This window comes from Streptomyces sp. NBC_00009 (assembly GCF_045040855.1).
GTDB lineage: Bacteria > Actinomycetota > Actinomycetes > Streptomycetales > Streptomycetaceae > Streptomyces > Streptomyces aureus.
This window is the reverse complement of record NZ_CP108312.1, coordinates 7,705,091-7,723,982: the sequence shown is the minus strand read 5'-3', so window position 1 is coordinate 7,723,982 and position 18,892 is coordinate 7,705,091. Positions and strand designations below refer to the sequence as shown.

Sequence of the window (18,892 nt, the reverse complement as noted above, 5' to 3'; positions counted from 1 at the left end):
GGGAGTCTCCCCTTCGACCGCACACTCGGGAAGGTGGATCGATGACCAGCTTGCAGGACATTTTCGCGCCGCACGTCCGTGACGGCTCGCTGCCGGGGGCGGTGGCGCTGGTGGCCCGTGGGGACCGGGTAGTAGAGGTGGAGACCGCCGGCTCGGCCGCTCTCGGCGGCGGCTCGCCGATGGCCCGGGACTCGATCTTCCGGATCGCCTCGATCACCAAGCCCATCACGGCCGCCGCGGTGATGATGCTGGTCGACGAGGGACGGATCGCGCTGGACGACGCGGTCGACCGGTGGCTTCCCGAGATCGCGAAACCGGTCGTGGTCCGCACGCCGGACGCTCCCGTCGACGACGTGGTCCCCGCGGCCCGGCCGATCACGGTGGCCGATCTCCTGACGTTCCGCGCGGGGTGGGGCTTCCCGTCCGACTTCTCGCTGCCGGCGGTCCAGTCGCTCTTCGGCCTCCAGAAGCACGGCCTCTCCCCCCAGCTCGTCCCGCCGCCCGACGAGTGGATGGCGCGTCTCGCCCGTATCCCGCTGCTCAACCAGCCGGGTGAGGCATGGCTGTACAACACGTGTTCCGACATCCAGGGGGTGCTGATCTCCCGGGTGTCGGGGAGCGCGCTGCCGGACTTCCTCGCCGAGCGTGTCTTCGAGCCGCTCGGGATGACCGACACCGGATTCGAGGTACCGGCCGGCAAGCTCGACCGGTTCACCACGTCCTACCGCCCGCGCACGGAGGGCGGCCTCGAACTGGCGGACGCGCCGGACGGACAGTGGAGCAGCCTGCCCGAGTTCCCGTCCGGCGCGGGCGGGCTCGTCTCGACCGCCGACGACTGGTACGCCTTCGCCAGGATGCTGCTCGCGGAGGGGGTCGCAGGCGGCAGGCGGCTCCTGTCGTCCGATGCGGTACGGCAGATGACGACGGATCATCTGACGCCCGCCCAGCGCGAAGCCAGCGGCCTGTTCACGGAGGGCCAGGGCTGGGGCTTCGGCGGCTCGGTCGACGTGGCACCCGTCGATCCGTGGAACGTCATGGGCCGCTACGGCTGGGTCGGCGGCACCGGGACCGCGGCGCACCTCGTCCCGTCCACGGGCGCGGTCGGCATCCTGCTCACACAGGTGGAAATGACCGCTCCGACCCCGCCCGCGCTGATGCGCGACTTCTGGCGGTACGCGGCCGCCGAGACCGCCTGACCGTCAGGCGCCCGCCTTCGAGACGACCTTCGACACGCGCCCCACACCGCTCGGCGAGACCCGGGACCGCACCCTCGCGTGGTACGGCGAGTGGCTCGCCTCGCAGTGACGGGCCGGGTGTTCAGTGCGCGATCGAGTCGATCAGCTCACGCGCCCCCTGGCGCAGCAGGGCCACGGCGACCGAGGTGCCGAGGGTGGCGGGGTCGAGGGGGCCGGCCCACTCGTGCGCGTTGAGTACCGTCTTGCCGTCGGGGGTGAACACGCAGGCCCGCAGCGACAGATCACCGCTGCGCTCCGCCCTGGCGAACCCTGCGATGGGGCTGTTGCAGTGCCCCTGGAGTACGTGGAGGAACATGCGCTCCGCGCTCGCCTCGCGGTGGGCGTCGGGGTCACCGAGCCCCGAGATCGTGTCGATCAGGTCGCTGTCGCCCTCACGGCACTGAAGAGCCAGGATCCCGGCGCCGATCGGCGGGCACATGACCTCGGCCGGCAGGATCTCCGTGATCACATCCGTACGACCGATGCGTTCGAGGCCGGCAGCGGCAAGGAGGAGCGCATCGGCGTCGCCCGCCGCGAGCTTCTCCAGGCGCCGGTTCGCGTTGCCGCGCATCGGCACGCACTCGAGGTGCGGGTACGCGGCGGCGAGCTGGGCGATGCGGCGCACGGACGAGGTGCCGATCCGTGTGCCGGACGGGAGTTGATCCAGCGTCAGACCGCCCGGGTGGATGAGGGCGTCCCTGATGTCGTCCCGCTTGAGGAACGCGGCGAACACCGTTCCGGCGGGCAGGGGCCGGTCGGCGGGCACGTCCTTGACGCAGTGCACCGCGAGGTCGGCCTCTCCGGCGAGCAGCGCGGCGTCGACCTCCTTGGTGAACGCCCCCTTCCCTTCGACGAGGGACAGGTCGCCCATCCACTTGTCGCCGGTCGTCTTGACGGGGACGACCGTGGTGCGGATTCCCGGGTGCAGGGCGGCCAGTTCGGCGCGTACGCGCTCCACCTGGGCCAGCGCCATGGGCGAGTCGCGGGAGACGATACGGATCAGTTCAGGGGCGGACATGGCCCCAGGATAGGGGGTCATGTCCGCCCCGCCCGCGTGACGTGTTCAGCCGGCGGGCGTGAACTTGTCACCCGTCACCGTGACCTGGCGCCCGTCCGGTGTGTCGGTCGACGTGCTGCTCAGGCAGCTGCCGGACGCGGGGTCGGTGACGGTCGGGAGGCTTCCCGTGTACGTGTTGCCTCCCTCCGTCCCTACGGGCTTTCCGTAGGTGACGGTGACCTGCTGCGAGCAGCCCGCCGTCAGATACGGCTCGATGAACCCCTGGTCGGCGGCCTTGAACCGGCCGGACGCCACCGGGAGCCTGAAGCTGCCGATGTGCGCGACATCGGCGCCGGTCTCGGTGTTGACGACCTCACCGTTCATCAGCTGCGTCGTACCGTCGTCGCTCACCCGCGAGAGCTCGACGGCGTACATCGTGCCCTTCGTGTAGGGGAATTGGACTGCGCAGCTGACGCCCGCGCCTCCGTCGGCGCCGTACTTGCAGTGGCTGTCCGTGGTAGTGGCGCTGGCGTTGAAGGAGCTGAAGATGGCCTGGAGAGTGGGCTTTCCGTCGACGGCCGGCTTGGGCTGGAAGCCCGCGTACGGCCGGGTCCCGCTCTCCAGGGTGGTGTAGTACGCGAAGTAGATGCCGGACGCGTCGGGTGCCGACTCGAACGACATCGGCAGGGTCAGCTCGGTGACGGGCGTCGGCGCGCCCGTCGTCCAGCGGACGGTGGGCGTCGAGGCCCAGCTCTCGCCCGCCGCACCCAACGTGAGCAGTACGGCGGCTCCGGCGGCTGTGGCCAGACGTAGCGGCTTCATCGTCTCTCCTCGGACTCGGTGGTGTGCGGGCTGCGCGACAGCATGTAAGCGTTTGCTATCCACTCGCAAGAGGGCTCGGAATGTTTCTGTCTTTTACTATGGCGGCGGCGATTTGACGGGTAGTAACCGCTCACATCGAATCGGCGGGCCCGCATGCCCCGCACCGGCACACGAGAGGCGAGAAGTCCGTGGACACGAGCCAGGCCCGGCACACCGACGGCGACATCACGGTCCGTAAGGGAGGGGCCGAGTTCATCGACCGCCTCGCGCCCCTGTGGCTCGCGCTGCACGCCCATCACCAGTCCGTGCAGCCCGGGTTCACCTACTTCCCCGACGAGAACTCCTGGGAGCTGCGCCGCGACTCCTACCGCCGCTGGATCCTCGACGAGGGCTCGTTCGTCCTGCTCGCCGAACGGGACGGGCAGCCCGTCGGCTACGCCTTCGTACAGATCGAGGAAGGCCCCGACGACACCTGGGTGACCGGCACCCGCATCGCCGAGCTCCAGACGCTGTCCGTCCTTCCGGCCGAGCGCGGCCACGGCATCGGCACACTCCTGCTCGACCTGGTCGACGCCGAACTGGACCGCATGGGCATCGCCGACCTCCTCATCGGCACACTGGCCGCGAACACCGGGGCGCAGCGCCTCTACGAACGCCGCGGTCTGCGCCCGGTGTTGGTGTACTACGCCCGGTTCGGCGCCGACGACGCGAAGCCCGCGTAGGAGCTCATCCCTCGCTCGGCCGTGCCCGCACGTGGAGCCGTTCGCCCTGGGGGCCGAACAGGGAGAGGAACTCGACAGGGTACGTACCGGCGTTGGCGAAGCCGTGCGGGGTGCGCGTGTCGAATTCGGCGGCCTCGCCGGCCGTCAGGACGAGGTCGTGCTCACCGAGGGCCAGGTGCAGGCGGCCGGTGAGCACGTAGAGCCACTCGTAGCCCTCGTGCGTCTTCTGCTCGGGCCGCACGCCCTTGCCGAGTTCGCGCACCGGCATGATCTGTTTGTAGGCGTGCAGGCCGCCGAGGTGCCGGGTCAGCGGGATGAAGGTGTGGCCGTGGCGGGTGATGGGGCGCGGGTGGATCCGGGGGTCGCCCGTGTCGGGGGCGCCGACCAGCTCGTCGAGCGCCACATGGTGGGCCTTGGCCAGCGGCAGCAGCAGTTCCAGCGTGGGCTTGCGCTGCCCGGACTCCAGGCGCGAGAGGGTGCTCAGCGAGATCCCGGTCTCCTCGCTCAGCTGGGCCAGGGTCGTCCCGCGCTCGTGCCGCAGGGCGCGCAGCCGCGGCCCCACGCCGGCCAGGACCGGGGTGAACTCGTCGTCGCTCATGCCTCGATTTTGCTCTTACGGCAAAGAACTTTGTCAATCGGGACAGGAGCAGCGCAGTCTCGGTGACGAATGGAGGCAATCCCCATGAGTAATCACCTGAGCGAGCAAGTCAGCCGGCAGACGAGGCAGCAGATGGAGCCGACGATGAGCGTTCACCCTTCGCAGGACGAGCAGCGCTACGACGTCGTGGTGATCGGCGGTGGAGCCGCCGGGCTGAGCGGGGCCCTGACCCTGGGGCGGGCGCGCCGCTCGGTCCTCGTGATCGACGCGGGCGAGCCGCGCAACGCCCCGGCCGACGGCGTGCACAACTACCTGGGCCGCGAGGGCACACCCCCCGGCGAGCTACTGGCCACCGGCCGCGGGGAGGTGCGCCGGTACGGCGGGGAGATCGTGGCGGGCCGCGTCGTCACGGCCGGGCGCGACGGCGACGGATTCCGGGTCGTGCTCGACGACGGCGCCGAGGTGCGGGCCTCCCGCCTCCTGGTCACGACGGGCCTGGTGGACGAGCTGCCGGAGGTGCCCGGCCTGGCAGGACTGTGGGGCTCGGACGTCCTGCACTGCCCGTACTGCCACGGCTGGGAGGTCCGCGACCAGGCGGTCGGCGTCCTCGGGACGGGACCGGCCGCGGTGCACCAGGCCCTGATGTGGCGGCAGTGGACCAAGAGCGTCACCCTCTTCCTGCACACGGCGCCCGAGCCCACCGACGAGGAGTACGAGCAGCTCGCCGCCCGCGGCATCAGCGTGGTCGACGGAACGGTGAGCACGCTGGAGAGCGAGAACGGCCGACTGGCCAGGGCGCGCCTGGAGCGCGGGACGCTCGTGCCGGTCCAGGCGCTGGTGGTCGCGCCCCGGTTCACCGCGCGCGCCGGCTTCCTCGGCTCCTTGGGGCTCGAAGCGTCCGAGCAGGAGATGAACGGCATGGTGATCGGCACGCGCATCCCCGCCGGCCCCACCGGTCAGACTGCGGTACCGGGCGTGTGGGCGGCGGGCAACGTCACCGAGCTCACCGAGCAGGTCATCGGCTCGGCCGCCGCGGGGCTGCGGGCGGCCGCGGCCATCAACGCGGATCTGATGGCGGAGGAGACCCGGGCCGCCGTCGAGGCGCGGCGCGCCGACTTCTCCGATGTCTCAGACGTCTCCGATGTCTCTGATGTCTCCGGCTTCTCCCCGGAGGCCGAACGCCGGGTGTCCGAGCGGGTTCTCGGGAGCCGGCGTCACGGCCTGTGACGCGGGGAGGCCTCCTCAGGCCGCACAACTTGGGCCGCACGTCGGCGCAGTGCGGCGCGCGTCCCGTCGTCCATGAATCCGGCCTCGACGGCGGCCAGGTCGAGGGCCTTGAGCGCGGGTGCGTCGAAGCCGAGGTCGCGCGCGAGGAGCCGGTACTCGTCGCTCAGGAGCGAGCGGGTCTGCATGGGGTTGTCGTCGCCGAGGACGACGGGGATACCGGCCCGGCGGAAGTGGGGCGCGGGGTGGTCGTGGAGTGAACTCGCCGCGCCCGTATACCAGTTGGAGGTGGGGCAGACCTCGACGGTGAGGCCGGTGTCCGCGGCCCACGCCATCGTCTCGGCGTCGTCCGCGATGTGGGTTCCGTGACCGATGCGGGTGACGCCGAGTTGCTCGACCGCCTGCCGCGCGGCGGAGGCCGGGCCCGCCTCGGCGGCGTGGCAGGTCAGCCCGAGACCGGCCGCGCCCGCCAGGGCGAACGCTCCCGCGTGGACGCGGACGTCGGGGTGGAGCGCCTCGTCCCCGGCCAGGTCGAAGCCGACGACACCGTCGCCGGCCCGGCGGGCCGCGCCGCGGGCCACGTCCTCGTTGAGCTCTGCCCCGTGGTGGCGCAGGGCCGCGACGACGATCCCGGCGGGCATCCCGGTGGTGGCGACGCCCTCGCGCAGCCCCTGGCAGGCGGCCGCGATCACGTCGTCCAGGCCGAAGCCGGGCCGGACGTGGGTGGCGGGCCCGAAGCGCAGTTCCAGGTAGTCCTGGCCGTCGGCCGCCGCGTCCTCGACGGCCTCGCGGGTGATACGGGCCAGGGTCTCGCCGGTGTCGAAGAAGGGGTACGTCGCCGCCACCTTGGCGAGGTAGACGGTGAGGTCGGCGGGGCCGTCGAGCCGGATGGCCGTCTCCCAGCCCTGTCCGGGTTCCGCGAGGCCGGCGCGCCGGGCGAGCTCGGCCGCGGTGGACGGGCGGACCCGCCCCTCCAGGTGCGTGTGCAGGTTGATCAGCATGACGTACCCCGTTGTGGTCAGAGGGCGAGCATGCGCTCGGTCAGATGGGCTGCCACGTCGGCGTCCGTGGCGAGGACGACGCGGCAGCGGGCGCCGGGCTGGTCCGGGAAGCCGTGGTGGGCGCCGCGCAGGTCGCAGATGGTCTGGCCGCGGCCGGGGCCGTCGGTGTCGTCCACCGTCACGTGCACGCGGGGGGCGAGGCTCGCCGCGACTCCGCCGGTGGCGACGGCGGCGGCCAGCGGGTCGTGCGCGGCGCAGCACGGGCGGCCGAACGTCTGGACGTAGAAGGCGAAGTAGACGTCGAGCATCTCGCCGAGTGCGCGCGCCAGGGGGCGTTCCGACGCCAGGAGTTGCGTGCGGTGCGACTCCTCGAGGGTGTGCGAGAGGGTCACGTCGAGGGGGACGAGGGTGATGTCCCACGGCGCGTCGAGGACGGCGTTGGCCGCTTCGGGGTCGTTGTAGATGTTCGCCTCGGCGACGGGCGTGACGTTCCCGGAGACGAGTCCGGCGCCGCCCATGATGGTGATGTCCTGGACCAGGGAAGGGAGTTCGGGGTCGAGCTTGAGGGCGGCCGCGATGTTGGTGAGGGGGCCGGTGGTCAGGAGCCGCAGGCGGCCGCCGTGGGCGCGGGCGAGGCGGACGATCATCTCGGGGCCGCTCTCGGCCTCGGGGGCGGCCTGGGCGTCGGCCACTTCGATGTCGCCGATGCCGTTCACGCCGTGGATGTGGGGGACGCCGCCGGGGAAGGTGCCGGCGAGCGGGTCGTGTTCGCCGACGGCCACGGGTATCTCGGGCCGTCCCGCCAGTTCGAGGAGCGCAAGGGTGTTGCGGGCGGCCTGCGTCGAGTCGACGTTGCCGCTGACCGTGCCGATGCCGACGAGGGAGATCTCGGGCGAGGCCAGGAGGTAGGCCAGGGCCATCGAGTCGTCGATGCCGGTGTCGCAGTCGAAGTAGAGCGGCTGGGGTGCGTTGTTCATGGGGTTCTCGGCTTCCTTGTGTACGTGGGGAGTTCGGCGGGGTGAGGATGTCAGGCGTGGTCGGTGCGGGGCGCCGCGATGAACAGGCTGGTCCCGAGGGCGAGCACGGTGATGGCGACCGAGATCCACAGGGCGGTGGCATAGCCGCCCGCCGTGGCGCGGGCCGCGTACGGGGCGACGATGCCGATGCCGAGGCCCGCGCCGATGCCGAACGCGGCGCCGTTCAGACCCGGGAGCGCCGCGGGCGCGTCCTTCGGCGAGAGGAGGACGCCGAGCCCGTTGAGCGTCGTGAGGACCAGGCCGTTGTACGTGATGCCGAGGAACGCGACCGCCGCGATGACGAGCCACTTGTCGAGCGGGAAGGCCGCGACGACGCAGAGGGCCACGATGCTCAGGACGAGGCCGGCGCGCAGCGTGGTGAGCCAGCCCCGCTTGCCCGCGAACCACCCGGCCATCGGCGCGGCCCCGAGGCCGATGAGCGCAGCAGGGGTGAGGAAGAGCAGCGCGGAGTCGGTCGCGGAGAGGCCGAAGCCGGTGTCGGGGTTCTGGCTGATGATGACGACGGTGAAGTTGATGACGGCAAAGACGCCGGACAGGACGAGCACCGTCGTCGTGACGAGGGGCCACATGCGGCGCGACTTGAGGTGGGTCAGAGAGACCAGCGGGGTGGCCCGGCCGCGCTCGACGAGGCCGAACGCGAGGGCTGAGACGAGGGTTCCCGCGAGGTAGCCGAGGGTGCTCGGGCTCGTCCATCCGTCGGACGAGCCGTGCGAGACGAAGTACGTGACGCAGTACAGCGCGACGGACAGTGCGCCCGCGCCCCACCAGTCCATGCGGCCCGCGGTGACCGACGGCCGGTCCTTGGGGATGAACAGCGCGACGCAGACGGCGGCGAGGACACCCACCACCAGGATGACGGCGAAGATCGCGCGGAATCCGTAGCGGTCCGAGAGTGCGCCGCCGAAGAAACCGTCGACTCCGCCGACGCCGCCGTTGATGGCGGTGAGGACTCCGAGTGCGGTGCCGAAGACCTTCGCGCTCAGGCGTTCGTTGAGGATCACGTACGCGATCTGGAAGGCGGCGCTCGACGCGCCCTGGAGGACCCGGCCGATGAGCAGGACCGGCAGGCTGGGCGCCAGGAAGCAGATCAGGGTGCCGACGGCCGTCACGGTGAGCACGGCGACGAGGACCTTGCGCCGTCCCACGAAGTCGCTGATCCGGCTGAGGATGACACCGCCGATGGCGCCGGCCAGGAAGAACAGCGAGGACACCTGGGCTATGTCGTCCACGCTGCCGCCGAGCCGCTCGGCCATGTCGGGCAGCGCGGGCGTGACCATGCTCGCGTTGAGCTGGAACGAGATCACGCCGAGCAGCAGTGTGGCGACCAGGCCCACGACCTGCGCGCCGCGCAGGGGCGGCGCGTCGGACGCGGCCGCGGGGCCGGCGCTCTCTCTGTTCTGCACACCGTGAGTAACCATGTTGGACACCTGTATTTCGTAGCGTCGCCGCGGTTGATGTGTGATGTTATACCTCTCGGTCCGACATGCGTCCAGAGCCATATTCCTGGGGCTACGCTGGTGCCCCATCCAGCCAGCACGGCCTAGTGAGGTGCAGTGGTCGCGACCGTCGACAACTTCGGCGACTTCTTCGATCAGCCCCTGACGGTTCCCCTCGGGCAGCCGCGACGCGTGGCGGTCTACTCACGCCTCGCCGCCGGCATCCGGGCGCAGGTCTTCCCGCTCGGCTCGCTCCTGCCGAAGGAGAGCGACCTCGGCACCCGCCTCGGCGTCAGCCGTACGGTCGTCAGGGAGGCCCTGATGCTCCTGGAGGAGGACGGGCTCATCCACACACGGCGCGGTGTCGGCCGTTTCGTGGCACCCGAGTTGCCCCGCGCGGGCCTCGAACGGCTGCGGCCCTTCGAAGAGGTGCTCGCCTCCCAGGGCCAGACGGTCGGGGTGGAGAACCTTCAGGCGACCATCCAGCACGCGACGGACTTCGTGGCGGGCGGCCTCAAGCTGGACCCCGATGCGAACACGTGGTTCTGGGAGACCCGGCTCACGCGCGACGGCGAGCCGGTGGCGCTCGTCCAGGAACACATCCCCGCCGGGCGCGACCTGCGCGACATCAGCCCCTTGCTCGCCGAGCGCCTGCGGGATCCGCAGGATCCGGGCCGCACCCTCTTCGCCGTGATGACGGACGTGCTGGGCCCCGTCTTCGGCCCGGGCGAGTGCGCGATGACGGCGGGCGTCGCGGGGGCCACTCGCGGACGCCTGCTGTCCCTGGCCCCGTCCGCCCCGCTGCTGATCCTCACCCAGACCGCCCAGCACGGCGGCCGGGCGGCCTATCTCGCGAAGTACATCGTCCGCGCCGGGGAACGGCTCTCGATCAACCAGCCGCCCCAGTCGTAGGACGCCCGACGGGCTCCGATCCGTGGGCCGCCCGGCGTTGCGGGTCAGCCGCCGCCCAGCCCACCCTGCGCGGCCACCATCGTCATGCCGAGGCCGCCGACCGCCTTGCCCAGGCCGGGGGCCACGGCGTCGAGGCGTCCCGTCAGTTCCTCGATGCGTTCCTTGCGGGCGTGGGCGTCCGCGCGGGAGACGACCGCCCGGATGCCGCCGGCGGCGGCCAGGGCCACCAGCGCGGCGTCGGCGGGCGCGATCCGCGCGGCGGGCCCGGTGCCGTGCAGGAGTCCGGCCGCCGTGGCCTGGAGCGAAGTGACGGCGGACGCGTCCCGCACCGTCACCTCGCGCCGGGACCGGCCGAAGGACCTCTTCTCCTCGACGGCAAGGACCCCCTGGGCGACGAGCCGGTCCTCGACCGCGTGCAGCGTCTCCTTGCGGTCGTGCCTGATCCAGGACTTCCAGCCGCGCCGGTCGCGCGCGACATGGTCGAGCGTCAGGTCGAGGACCGGGTCCCCGGTCGGTCCCGGCTTCGCGATGGACACATCGCCGTCGGAGTCGACGAGGTTCCCCCGGATCGCCAGCTCGGCCAGGACGGCGGCCCGCAGCAGGAACCCGGTCCTCGTACGGTCGTAGAGGTCGTGGGCGGGGGTGTCGTAGGCCGTGAGGTAGATCCGGCCGTACAGGGTCTGCGTCATGACATCGACGCTACGACGATCACGACCGGGAGTGATCCGCCCAGCGGGTGGAACGGCGCTGGGCACAACGGATGAGTGGGCCGGGCGCTCGTCCTGAAGGATGAGTCACGCCACCGGGGTCGCCGGAGGGCGTCAGGCGCTCTCCTTGACGTAGGCCTCCAGCTGGTCGGCGAGCTCCATCGGGTGGCTCAGCGCCGCCAGATGCCCGCCCGGTACCTCGTCCGGAATGATGCCGAGCCGGTCCTCCGCCACCCGGCGCTGGAAGTCGGCGGGGAAAAAGCGGTCGTCGCGGCCGGTCACCACCCGGGTCTCCACCGCCGGCCACACGTCGAGGGTGAACGGTGTGGCGAAGGCCGCCTCGGACTCGTCCTGGTTGTGCTCCGCCGACGCGTCGATCTGTGCCTGCGACAGGTCGTGCAGGAAGTACGTCTCCAGGTCGGTCTCCGCGTCGGGGTCGCGGCCCTCGCGCAGGTCGTTCGCACGGCGGGCCGCGTCCTGACCGGTGTGGGCCCACCACTCCCCCGGTGTCTCGCCCGGCCGCGGGATCATCCCGTTGACCAGTACGAGGAGCGACACGGGCAGGCGAGGGCAGACCAGCGGGGCGGTGAACCCGCCGAGGGACTGCCCCACGACCACCAGGTCGGTCCGGTCACCGACCGCTTCGACGACCGTGTCCACGTACTCCGGGAGACCTGCCCGGGCATCGTCCCCGGGGAGGTCCACGGAGACGACGTCCCGCCCCCGGCGGCTCAGTTCGTCACTGACCCCGTGCCAGTACCAGGCCGAGCCGCCGGCTCCGGGGATCAACACGTACGTGGTCATGGTGCACCTCCGCGATGTGGACCGTCCGTCTTGTGCGGGTCGTCGTCCGCACGACCGTCTTCTCATTGACTGTCGGTCCCCGCGGAAGTCACCGCATGTCGGCGGGCCGCTCCTTGGACTCGAACGGGAAGCGGCGGCGGAAGTCGTCGGCAGCGTCCTCCAGGGTGCAGAAGGAGACACCCTCGTGGCCCGAGACGTAGGCGATGAAGCGCTCCAGCATCAGCAGTACCTGGGGACGGCCCGAGACGTCCGGGTGCAGGGTCACCGGGACGACCGCGTAGTCGAGCTCGCGGTGGACCCAGTCGAACTGGTCCTTCCAGTCCTGTTCGAGCGCGCGCGGGGACACGTAGCCGTGGCTGTTGTGGGAGTGCTTGTTGAACATCATGGGCGGGAGGTCGTCCACGTACCAGTTGCCGCAGAACTCGACGAGGTCGACCTCGTGTCCGTGGATGAGGGGCTTCATCCAGTCCTTCGCCTCACCGGAGTAGTCGATCTTCGTCCAGGAGTCGCCGACGCGGGCGTAGAAGGGGGTGAAGTCGCGGTAGTTCTGGGAGTGGTCGTAGGAGAAGCCGTACTTGTGGAGCAGTGCGGCGGTGGACTCGGACATCTCCCACCAGGGGGCGACGTAGCCCTTGGGCCTGCGGCCGGTGAACGTCTCGATCAGTTCGACGGACTTCGCGAGGACGTCCTCCTCCTGCTGGGGGGACATCGCGATGGGGTTCTCGTGCGAGTAGCCGTGCGCGCCGATCTCGTGGCCCGCCTCGACGACCATGCGGGTCTGCTCGGGGAACGTCTCGATCGAGTGCCCGGGGATGAACCACGACGTGCGGATGCCGTGGCGTTCGAACAGCTTGAGCAGGCGCGGGGTGCCGACCTCGCCGGCGAAGACGCCGCGCTGGATGTCGTTCGGGGAGTCCTCGCCGCCGTAGCTGCCGAGCCAGCCGGCGACGGCGTCGACGTCGACTCCGAGGGCGATCTTTATGTCCTTCATGGGGGCAGCTCCTAGCTCACAGGGCGGTACGGATGCGGGTGACGGCGTCGTCGAGGGCGGCGGTGTCGGAGGGCGACCAGTCGCGTTCGGCCAGGCTGTGGACGGAGATCCAGCCGGTCATGGCTCCGCCGGTCTCTACGGGGGCGAGCATCTGGGCCTGCACCCCGTACACGTCGATGAGGGCCTGCGGCGGGTGGGGGTCCGCGTGGAAGTGGGGCTGGATCAGGGGCTTCCGGTGCTGTTCGAGCCACACGACGGTGTTCAGGTTGCGCTGATCGAGTGAGGCGTCGCGGCGGATCGGGCGGACGCCGGGGCGCAGCGCCTCTCCGGCGGTGAGGTCGACGTGCAGGCCGAGCTCGGGCAGGTCGACGCGGAACGTGGTGCGGTCGGCGCCGGTCGCGGCGAGGAGGGCGGTGAGGGTGTCCTGGATCAGGGCCCGCAGGCTGCCCGAGCGCAGCAGGTCGCCGTGGCCGGTGAGCCGGGGTGCGGCGCCCGCGAGGTCGAGGGCCTTCCAGAGGGTGACGGTGACCGAGTCCAACACCGGTATGCGCAGGGCCTGTTCGAGGCGTTCGGCCTCGGAGGCGCCGTGCACGTTCGTGCAGAGGACGGCCACCGCATGTGTGTCGCCCTCGGCGGCCTGCTCGATCTGGCGGGCGACGTCGACGGTGGGGATCCGGGCGAAGGCCTCGTTGTCGTCCTCGCCGAACGGCTCCGCGAGGGAGCAGGTGATCCCCTCCTTCGCGTACGTGTCGACGATCCGCTCGCACACGTCCCGGGTGTAGGGCAGTGCGAGTCCGAGCCGGGTGACGCCGTACGCCGCGCAGGCGTCGAGGAGGGCGAGCGTGGAGGTAGTGGCGGGGATGCCGGTCTCGGCGGTGATCGCGGCGGCGAGTGCGCGGTCGCGTTCGATACCGAGCCAGGAGCCCGAGGTGCCGTTCCACGCGATGACATCGACCTTGGCGTCGGCGAGCTGTCTGGCCGCGGCCAGCATCGGGCCGGGGTCGAACTGGGCGTCGCTGTCCCCGTCCAGGGCGATCCGGGTGACCGGGACGCGCGCGAAGTGGGCGGTCGCGGCGTCCGTGCCGTGCAGGAGGGCGTAGGTCTCCGGCTCCAGGGCGGTGTTGGACGACGGGGTCAGCATCCCGAGGCGGGGTGGCGTGTGACTGGTCATCGGGTGGCGAGCCTCCTGGAGTAGTCGATGACGAGGGACGAGACGGTGAACAGGACGCCGGCACCGACGAAGTAGAGCAGCGCCCAGGTGTAGGAGCCGGTGCCGCCGACGATGAATCCGACAGCGATGGGCGTGACGATTCCGGCGATGTTGCCGGAGAGGTTCATGGCGGCGCCGACGACGCCCGCGTTGGCCCGGCCGCCGAGGATCGAGGGCAGGGACCAGTAGAGGCCGGCCCATCGCAGGAAGAAGAGCACGACGGAGAGCAGCGCGACCGCGGTCAGGGCGTCGGGGACGAGGACGACGCCGAGGAGCCCGGCGACGACGGCGGTGCCGGCGATGCCCATCAGGGTGCGCATCACGCGGTTGGCTCCGGCGCCGGTGGCCTGCCAGCGGTCGGAGATCCAGCCGCCCGTCAGCTCGCCCACGAAGCCCGCGCCGAAGATGGCGAGGGTGGACCAGCCGATGGTCTTGATGTCGAAGCCCTTGGTCTCCGAGAGGTAGAGCGGGCCCCAGGTGAGGATGCCGTAGAAGACGCCGTTGAAGCCCATCCAGCCCAGGCACATGCCCCAGAACGAGCGGTACTTGAGGTAGGCGCGGAGACGGGCGCGCCGGTCGGTGCCGGCGGCGGCGTCCTCTGCGGCGTGGGCGCGGTCGATGTAGTCGGCCTCCGCCGCGTTGACGCCGCGGTGGGCGCGCGGGGTGTCGCGCAGGAACCACAGGGCGAAGAAGCCGATGGCCGCGGTGAGGACGCCGGCGACGACGAAGCTGATGCGCCAGCTGCCGGTCCAGGCGATGAGTCCGGAGATGGCGATGCCGCCGAGTGCGGAGCCGAGCGGTGCGCCGCCGTCCATGAGGACGGCGCCGCGGCCGCGTTCCTTCGCGGGCAGCCAGTTGGCGTTGAGCTTGCCGCCGGCGGGCATGACCGGCGCCTCTACCGCACCGAGGAGCAGGCGGAACCCGAGGAGGGAGCCGACGCCGGTGGCCGCGCCGGTGAGTCCCGTCGCGACGCCCCATCCGACGCAGGCGCCACCGGCCATGTAGCGGGGCCCGAAGCGGTCGATGAGCCAGCCGCTGGGGATCTGCATCAGGGCGTACGTCCAGAAGAACGCGCTGAGGACGAAGCCGGTGACCTCCTTGGAGAGGTGGAGGTCCTCGGTGATGAGGGGCAGCGCCACGGAGACGGAGCCGCGGTCGATGTAGTTGAGGGCCACGACGGCCAGGAGAAGGACGAACACTTTCCAGCGGGTGCGGGTGGGCCGGGCGGCGGGGGCGGGCCCCGCGTCGGCCCCGGTTCTTGCATCTGTGCTGTGTACGGGGTTGACCTGAGACATGGCGGACCCTCGATTCGGCAGACTTCGGGTACGTGCTGACGTGCAACTTCCGCGCTATGGCATACCAAACAATGAAGGGAACCCCAGGGCCGCGTCAAGCGTTTGGTATACCGTAAGAGCAACTTTTCGGGGAGGACACATGACACAGGGCCAGACCCGGGACACCACGTCCCCGACCGGGACGGGGTGGCTGCGCGACCAGGTCTGCGAGGGGATCCGCGACCAGATCATCGGCGGCCGGCTCAAGCCGGGCGACCGCCTCGTCGAGCGGGACGTGGCCGAGGAGTTCGGCGTCTCGCGCATCCCGGTGCGCGAAGCCATCCGCATCCTGATGAGCGAGGGGTTCCTCGAGGCGCTGTCTCCGCGACGCATCGTCGTCAAGGAGCTGTCACGCCAGGACGTGGCGAACCTCTTCGACCTGCGCGAGGCGCTCGAGGTCCTCGCGGCGCGCCGCGCGGCGGAGAACGCGGACGAGGTTCAACTCCGCCAAATGCAGCGCCTGTTGGAGAGCGCCCGCAAGGCAACGCTCGCCGGGCGCCCCGAGCGCGTGTCTCGCGCCAACACCGCGTTCCACCACCACATCGTCGAGATGGCGGGCAACGAACTCCTCGCCGCGACCCTCGAACCCCTGGAGGGCCGGCTGCGCTGGCTGTTCCATCAGATCGACGACCCCACGTCGGTGTGGGAGGAGCACCGCCGCCTCTACGAGACGATCGCCGCGGCCGACCCCGAGGCGGCGGCCGCGTGCGCGCTCCGGCATGTGCGCCACTACAGGGAGGTGGCGCTGCGCCTCTTGTTCGACGCGCCCGACACTTACTGAGCCCCGTAGGCCGGCCACCGGCCGGCCCACGGCGCCACCCGCTCGAACGCGGCGGCGGCGCACAGGAGTTGGGCGTCGCGCCACTCGGAAGGACTCAGAGGGCGCGGGCGGTCAGTGTCCCGCGAGGAGCTTCACCCCCACCACGCCGACCCCGATCACCGCGTCGACCACGGCCGCCAGGCTCGACGCGAGCAGCCCGCCGCCCATCCGGCGGCCACCCTCGAAGCCCCAGGCGGCGAGGCCGGCGACGCCCACGCCGGCCGCGATCCACAGAGCGGTGTCGAGGTCGAGGGCTCCTGCCGCGGACAGAGCGTCCATCACCAGCGGGCCGGCCGCGGACGACAGGAGAGGGCTGCTGACGTACAGCATGTGCCGTGCCTCGGCGCGCGCCGGGAACCGCTTGTGCACGACGCGGTGCGACTGTACGTCCGCCACCAGCGTGGCCAGCCACAGACCGACCGCGGTGCCCGTCACATAGGCGGCGGCGGTCCAGTGCCCGGTGTTCGGGTTCTGCGCGAGGCCCACGACCACCGCGAGCATCGTGATCGCGGCGTAGATCCGCTCCTTCAGCCGCTCGCGCAGGGTGTTGAGCAACTCCCCTTTTTTCTCCACATTCACAGCCATGCGCGAACAATAAATGCAGCGCCCGCCGGGAGATCACTCCCGCCGGACACTGCACCGGTGTCCGCCGTGATTCGCCTACGGCTTGCGCGCCACCACGGCGTAGATTCCGCCGTCCTCCGCGCGCGGGGCGACCGTGCCCCGGAACCACTCCGTCGCCGTCACCAGGCCCGGCTCCACGAGTTCGAGCCCCTCGAAGAAGCGGCCGACCCCGTCGCGCGAACGGAACCCGAGCTCGATCCCACCCTTCGCGTACTCGGCCGTCACCTGCGCGGAAAGCTCCGGGAAGATGTCGGACGACGCGTGCGACAGCACGAGATAACTGCCGGAGGGCAGCGCTTCCACCAGGGTGGAGACGATGTCGTACGGCTCCTGCTCCCCGGGCAAGAAGTGCATGAGCGCGATGAGCGAGAGCGCGATCGGCCGGTCGAAGTCGAGCAGCTTGCGGGCGTGGTTGAGGATCTCCCGGGGCGCGCGCACATCCCCCTGGACGTAGTCGGTCATGCCCTCGGGGCTGCTGACCAGCAGGGCCTCGGCGTGCCGCAGCACGATGGGGTCGTTGTCCGTGTAGACGACGCGCGACTCGGGGCGGATCCCCTGGACGATCTGGTGCAGGTTCGGCGCGGTCGGGATCCCGGTGCCGATGTCGAGGAACTGGTCGACGCCGGTGCCCGCCAGCCACGCGACGGCGCGGTGCATGAACTCACGGTTCTGGCGCGCCGCGTCCCGCGCCTGGGGAGGCAGTTGCTCCCCCACCTCCTCGTCGACGGGATAGTTGTCCTTGCCGCCGAGGAGATAGTCATAGACACGGGCCGGGTGGGGCTTGCTGGTGTCTATTCGGGGGGTGGGTGGTGTCTCTGCCGTCATGGCCACGCAGTCTGCCACAGCAACTCGCTTGTCAGTACGGATGGTTGGCGGGCGACCTGCGGTCGGTCAGCTCACACTGACCGATGTGTCGTCGACGACGAACGATGTCTGGAGGGTGGACCCTTCCGTGCCCGTCAGTTTCACGGTCACCGACTGCCCGGCGTAGGCGCCCAGGTTGAACGTCTTGAGCGCGTAGCCCGAGGCCGCGTCGAGGTTGGAGTACGTGCCGAGCGTCGACAGGACCGTGCCGCCGCTGTTGAGGACCTGCACCTTGAGCGTGTCGTACGCCGTAGTGGTGGTGGTCTCGGCCGTGTCGATGTGGAGGTAGAGGCCGAGGGTGGCCGCGCAGCCGGTCGGGATGTTCACCGTCTGCGACAGGGTGTCGGTGTGGGCGGAGCCGTAACCGTTCATCCAGGCCTTGTAGGTGCCGGTGCGCGCGGGTTCGCCGGTGTCGTTGGTGATGACGCCGCTGGAGGCGGTCCAGGTGGTGCTGCCCGACTCGAAGCCCGGGTTGCCGAGGAGTTGGGCGGCGGTGCAGGTGCCGCCGCCTCCCCCGCTGCTGCCGGTGGCTCCGGAGAGCCACTCGGTGGCGTTCAGGGCGAGGGGCGCGTTCGTGCCCGCCGGGTCGTTCCAGCCGTCGTAGAGCGTGTTGCCGGACTGGCCCGTGCCGTCGTCGATCGGGGAGCTGTCGCCCCAGAACGCGACGCGGCCGCTGCCGAACGTGCTGGTGGCGAAGAAGGCGCCCGTGTTGCCGGAGGAACCGGTGCGGTAGACGAGGCCCTTGACCGATGAGTTGTCGGCCGGCTTGAGCGTGGCCGTGGTGCCGCTGCGGATGATGCTGCCGCCGACCTTGCCGAACGACCCGTTGATGACGGGGTCGGTGGTGGAGGTGATGGCCTTCGGGTTGTCGGTGCTGATGCTCAGCGTGTCGACGGAGAAGCCGAACGGGTCCGTGGAGTCGACGGAGTTGTTGGTCATGAGGTCGTTGATGACCTCGACCGCGTCGATGCCGTCGTTGTTGCGGTCCGCGCCGGTGTGGTCGGAGATGAGGAAGAGGCCGCCGCCGTTCTGGACGAACTTCATGACGGCGGTCTTCTCCGCCGCACTGAGCAGCACGTTCGGCTCGGGCAGCACGAACGTGTCGAAGTTCTGGAGGTCCAGGGCCGACGAGGTCCCGTACGTGATGGTGTTGCCGGACGGCAGTGTCTTGAGCGCGTAGTCGCCGGTCCTCTGGAGCCCGACACCCCAGGCCGACAGGGCGCCGGTCCAGTCGGTCTCGGCCGACGGGGTCGCGTCCTGGCCGAGCGGGTCGGGCTGGCTGGTGCCGATGATCCAGTCGGCGTTGCCGGCGGTCTCGGCCTTGGTGTTGTCGAAGAGCACGCGGTGGGGCGTCGCGGCGGCGGCCGGGGCGGCGGCGGTGGCTGCCTGACCTGCCGTCACACCGGCGAGGAGCATTCCGAGGACGGCGGCCGCACAGGCGACGCGGCGGCGGGGACGTCTGGATCCGAGCATCCGTCATACCTCCGTGAGGGGTGGGGAGAAGGCGGTGCGGGCGTCGAGTCTGCGCGCGTAGAACACCGACCGTGGGGAGGG

Annotated in this window: 19 protein-coding genes; 5 read left to right on the top strand and 14 right to left on the bottom strand. The window is 71.0% G+C overall.

Annotated elements, in window-relative coordinates:
• Positions 1-41 precede the first annotated feature (41 nt).
• Positions 42-1,196: a serine hydrolase domain-containing protein gene (locus tag OHA58_RS35005; RefSeq protein WP_405483723.1), complete on the top strand. Its 1,155-nt coding sequence runs from the start codon at positions 42-44 to the stop codon at positions 1,194-1,196.
• Between the two features lie 121 nt (positions 1,197-1,317).
• On the opposite strand, the gene hemC is transcribed toward OHA58_RS35005, so the two are convergent.
• Positions 1,318-2,253 (bottom strand): hydroxymethylbilane synthase, encoded by a 936-nt coding sequence (gene hemC / locus OHA58_RS35000; protein WP_405483722.1) that lies wholly within the window; start codon positions 2,251-2,253, stop codon positions 1,318-1,320.
• A gap of 45 nt (positions 2,254-2,298) precedes the next feature.
• The gene (locus tag OHA58_RS34995) at positions 2,299-3,054 is read right to left on the bottom strand and encodes a hypothetical protein (RefSeq protein WP_405483721.1); all 756 of its coding nucleotides are present in this window, start codon (positions 3,052-3,054) and stop codon (positions 2,299-2,301) included.
• A 188-nt stretch (positions 3,055-3,242) separates the two neighbouring features.
• Between OHA58_RS34995 and OHA58_RS34990 the strand changes: the two genes are divergently transcribed.
• Entirely contained in the window at positions 3,243-3,776 is a 534-nt protein-coding gene (locus OHA58_RS34990) for a GNAT family N-acetyltransferase (RefSeq protein WP_405483720.1), read from the top strand.
• 4 nt (positions 3,777-3,780) lie between these two features.
• Here OHA58_RS34990 and OHA58_RS34985 read toward each other — a convergent pair whose 3' ends face one another.
• Positions 3,781-4,374 (bottom strand): helix-turn-helix domain-containing protein, encoded by a 594-nt coding sequence (locus OHA58_RS34985; protein ID WP_405483719.1) that lies wholly within the window; start codon positions 4,372-4,374, stop codon positions 3,781-3,783.
• A gap of 144 nt (positions 4,375-4,518) precedes the next feature.
• Between OHA58_RS34985 and OHA58_RS34980 the strand changes: the two genes are divergently transcribed.
• Positions 4,519-5,601 (top strand): NAD(P)/FAD-dependent oxidoreductase, encoded by a 1,083-nt coding sequence (locus tag OHA58_RS34980; RefSeq protein WP_405483718.1) that lies wholly within the window; start codon positions 4,519-4,521, stop codon positions 5,599-5,601.
• On the opposite strand, the gene add is transcribed toward OHA58_RS34980, so the two are convergent.
• Genes add through OHA58_RS34965 form a run of 3 tightly spaced genes read right to left on the bottom strand, consistent with a single transcriptional unit; the run spans position 5,589 to position 9,054 of the window.
• On the bottom strand, positions 5,589-6,599 hold the full coding sequence (gene add, locus OHA58_RS34975; protein WP_405483717.1) for an adenosine deaminase: 1,011 nt from the start codon (positions 6,597-6,599) through the stop codon (positions 5,589-5,591). The two genes, OHA58_RS34980 and add, sit on opposite strands and share 13 nt — an antisense overlap.
• Positions 6,600-6,616: 17 nt before the next feature.
• Positions 6,617-7,576, bottom strand: coding sequence for a nucleoside hydrolase (locus OHA58_RS34970; protein ID WP_405483716.1), 960 nt, complete (start codon positions 7,574-7,576; stop codon positions 6,617-6,619).
• Positions 7,577-7,626: 50 nt separating this feature from the next.
• Positions 7,627-9,054 carry an MFS transporter gene (locus OHA58_RS34965; RefSeq protein WP_405483715.1) on the bottom strand — a complete coding sequence of 476 codons (1,428 nt, stop codon included), beginning with the start codon at positions 9,052-9,054 and terminating at the stop codon, positions 7,627-7,629.
• Between the two features lie 135 nt (positions 9,055-9,189).
• Here OHA58_RS34965 and OHA58_RS34960 point away from each other — a divergent pair, with 135 nt between their 5' ends.
• Positions 9,190-9,984 (top strand): GntR family transcriptional regulator, encoded by a 795-nt coding sequence (locus tag OHA58_RS34960; protein ID WP_227293086.1) that lies wholly within the window; start codon positions 9,190-9,192, stop codon positions 9,982-9,984.
• 44 nt (positions 9,985-10,028) lie between these two features.
• Here the strand turns inward: OHA58_RS34960 and OHA58_RS34955 are convergent, their stop codons facing one another.
• The 5 genes from OHA58_RS34955 to OHA58_RS34935 form a co-directional block, all read right to left on the bottom strand.
• The gene (locus OHA58_RS34955; protein ID WP_405483714.1) at positions 10,029-10,673 is read right to left on the bottom strand and encodes a GPP34 family phosphoprotein; all 645 of its coding nucleotides are present in this window, start codon (positions 10,671-10,673) and stop codon (positions 10,029-10,031) included.
• A 132-nt stretch (positions 10,674-10,805) separates the two neighbouring features.
• Entirely contained in the window at positions 10,806-11,495 is a 690-nt protein-coding gene (locus tag OHA58_RS34950; RefSeq protein ID WP_405483713.1) for an alpha/beta fold hydrolase, read from the bottom strand.
• An 88-nt stretch (positions 11,496-11,583) separates the two neighbouring features.
• The gene (locus OHA58_RS34945; protein ID WP_405483712.1) at positions 11,584-12,486 is read right to left on the bottom strand and encodes a polysaccharide deacetylase; all 903 of its coding nucleotides are present in this window, start codon (positions 12,484-12,486) and stop codon (positions 11,584-11,586) included.
• Between the two features lie 16 nt (positions 12,487-12,502).
• Positions 12,503-13,657, bottom strand: coding sequence for a GAF domain-containing protein (locus tag OHA58_RS34940; protein WP_405483711.1), 1,155 nt, complete (start codon positions 13,655-13,657; stop codon positions 12,503-12,505).
• A complete protein-coding gene (locus OHA58_RS34935; protein WP_405483710.1) occupies positions 13,654-14,991 on the bottom strand; it encodes an MFS transporter in 1,338 nt (445 codons plus the stop codon). Before OHA58_RS34935 ends, OHA58_RS34940 begins: the two co-directional genes overlap by 4 nt.
• Before the next feature lie 139 nt (positions 14,992-15,130).
• Here OHA58_RS34935 and OHA58_RS34930 point away from each other — a divergent pair, with 139 nt between their 5' ends.
• Positions 15,131-15,811, top strand: coding sequence for a GntR family transcriptional regulator (locus OHA58_RS34930; RefSeq protein WP_405483709.1), 681 nt, complete (start codon positions 15,131-15,133; stop codon positions 15,809-15,811).
• Positions 15,812-15,922: 111 nt separating this feature from the next.
• Here OHA58_RS34930 and OHA58_RS34925 read toward each other — a convergent pair whose 3' ends face one another.
• From OHA58_RS34925 to OHA58_RS34915, 3 genes are all read right to left on the bottom strand, one after another.
• Positions 15,923-16,435 (bottom strand): hypothetical protein, encoded by a 513-nt coding sequence (locus OHA58_RS34925; protein ID WP_405483708.1) that lies wholly within the window; start codon positions 16,433-16,435, stop codon positions 15,923-15,925.
• Positions 16,436-16,510: 75 nt separating this feature from the next.
• On the bottom strand, positions 16,511-17,299 hold the full coding sequence (locus OHA58_RS34920) for an SAM-dependent methyltransferase (protein WP_405483707.1): 789 nt from the start codon (positions 17,297-17,299) through the stop codon (positions 16,511-16,513).
• Positions 17,300-17,365: 66 nt separating this feature from the next.
• Positions 17,366-18,811, bottom strand: a complete 1,446-nt coding sequence (locus OHA58_RS34915; protein ID WP_405483706.1) for a hydrolase — start codon at positions 18,809-18,811, stop codon at positions 17,366-17,368.
• Positions 18,812-18,892: the final 81 nt, after the last annotated feature.